The organism is Thiomonas sp. 13-64-67 (assembly GCF_002282795.1).
Lineage (GTDB): Bacteria > Pseudomonadota > Gammaproteobacteria > Burkholderiales > Burkholderiaceae_C > Thiomonas > Thiomonas arsenitoxydans.
The window spans coordinates 1-1,678 of record NZ_NCKP01000133.1; the positions used below are offsets into that span (position 1 = coordinate 1).

At 65.6% G+C, this 1,678-nt stretch carries 2 protein-coding genes; both read right to left on the bottom strand.

All coding sequences use genetic code 11. From position 1 onward, the window contains the following. Positions 1-131: 131 nt before the first annotated feature. A complete protein-coding gene (locus B7X30_RS15580; protein WP_276727085.1) occupies positions 132-761 on the bottom strand; it encodes a LysE family translocator in 630 nt (209 codons plus the stop codon). Between the two features lie 62 nt (positions 762-823). After that, the coding region (locus tag B7X30_RS15585; protein WP_286731867.1) for a magnesium and cobalt transport protein CorA at positions 824-1,678 on the bottom strand (855 nt) is incomplete at its 5' end.

Below are 1,678 nucleotides of genomic sequence, written 5' to 3' on the forward strand. Positions count from 1 at the left end.
GGAATCACCGGTCACGTTCCCGGAATCCTCCCGCTCACCTTCGCCGGGCTATCGGTCACGTTCCCGGAATCACCGGTCACGTTGGGCCGGAATACTCAGATTACTGCGGCGCCGCGTTGGCTTGTCCCGCTCTACACCCTCGACGCCAACGCCAGACGCAGCCCCAAGCCGACGAAGACAACGCCGGTCAGCCGCCGCACCCAAAGCGCCAGGCGCTGCATGCGCCCCAGATGGCGCGCCCGCGCCGCCACCCAGGCCACGCCCAGATTGAATAGCGTGCCATTGACGGTGAACACCACGCCGAGCAACAGAAACGCCCAGCCCTGTCCGCGCGTCGAAGTGCCAACGAACTGCGGCAAAAAGGCCAGAAAAAACAGCACGATCTTCGGGTTGAGCACATTGGTCAGCACGCCTTGCCAGAACACCGCCCGCAAGGGTGCGGCGGCCATGGGCGCTGAAACCGCTGGCGCCTGCCTCCTTGCACGCAGCAGACCCACCCCCAGCCACACCAGGTAGGCCGCTCCCATCCACTTGACCACGTTGAACGCCAGATCCGACGCGGCAATCAGCGCCGACAGCCCCACTGCGGCTGCGGTGACATGCACCAGACAACCCGCCCCAACCCCCAGCGCCGCCATCGCCCCGGCCCTCACCCCCTGCCCAGCACTGCGCGACACGATGAACAACATATCCGCGCCCGGGGTCATATTGAGCAACAGGCCCGAGAGCAGGAACAAGGCGAAGTGGTGGATGTCGGGCATGGGCGGCAAGCTCTAGTGGCAAAGGCGAAATAGTTTTGGGTTTGGGGTGGGGCGAACCCTGGCTACAACCAGCGAGAGCGCTTGAGCCAGTAGTACAGCCCGCCGCACAAGGCCAGGGTGAAAACGAGCAATGCAGGATAGGACCAGCGCCAGTCCAACTCGGGCATGTGCCGGAAGTTCATGCCGAACCAGCCGGTGAGCAACGTGGGCACGGCCAGCAGCGCGGCCCAGCCGGCCAGCCGCTTGACCACCTCGTTCTGCTCCAGCGTCACAAGAGAGACCGAGACGTTCATCGCCGCCGAGAGCATTTCGCGCAGCGCGCCCACCGTGTCGTTGATGCGGTTGGCATGGTCGTTCACGTCGCGGAAGTAAGGCCTCATGGCCTCAGGCATCACGTCGCCCGGCAGGCGCTGAAGCTGCGCCAGCACATCCTGCAAAGGCGCCACCGCCAGTCGCAGGCGCGTGAGTTCGCGCTGCATGGCGTACAGCCGCTTGAGCGTGCCGCGCCGCCATTGGCGCGCGAAGATCTCGCCTTCCAGCTCCTCCAGCTCGGCCCGATAGGCCTCGACGATGGGCAGGTACCCGTCAACGATGGCATCGAGCACCGCGTACAGCGCATACCCCGGCCCCTGCGCGAGCAGCGCGGGCGTCTGCTCGACATTGCGACGCACCGTCGCGTAGCCGGTCGAATCCCCATGCCGGATGGTGAGAATGTAGTTGCGGCCCATGAACACATGCGTCTCGCCGAACCGCACATGCACGCCGCTGCGCGAGGCCGTGCGTGCCACGACAAAAAGCGATTCGCCATAAGCCTCCAACTTGGGGCGCTGGTGCGCCTTGGCGGCGTCTTCCACCGCCAGCGGGTGCAGGCCAAACTCGTGCTGCATCTGCGCCAGCAAGGCCGCATCCGGCTCATA